Source organism: Pseudomonas putida W15Oct28 (genome assembly GCF_000708715.2).
GTDB classification, from domain to species: Bacteria; Pseudomonadota; Gammaproteobacteria; order Pseudomonadales; family Pseudomonadaceae; genus Aquipseudomonas; species Aquipseudomonas putida_R.
Genome location: NZ_JENB01000118.1, coordinates 1 through 200, shown reverse-complemented (window position 1 = coordinate 200; position 200 = coordinate 1). Strand labels below are relative to the sequence as shown.

Sequence of the window (200 nt, the reverse complement as noted above, 5' to 3'; positions counted from 1 at the left end):
TTTTGCATGCGCAGATAGGGGTTTTGCGAAATGAATCTTGACGATGACCTACTCTCACATGGGGAAACCCCACACTACCATCGGCGATGCATCGTTTCACTACTGAGTTCGGGATGGGATCAGGTGGTTCCAATGCTCTATGGTCGTCAAGAAATTCTGTAGCCAGAATGTCCAGATGGACAGCCCAGCGAATTCGGATA

1 rRNA gene is annotated in these 200 nt (G+C 49.0%); it reads right to left on the bottom strand.

Annotated features, from left to right (window positions below):
• Positions 1-35: 35 nt before the first annotated feature.
• A 5S ribosomal RNA gene (gene rrf / locus AK81_RS28925) occupies positions 36-151 on the bottom strand.
• Positions 152-200: the final 49 nt, after the last annotated feature.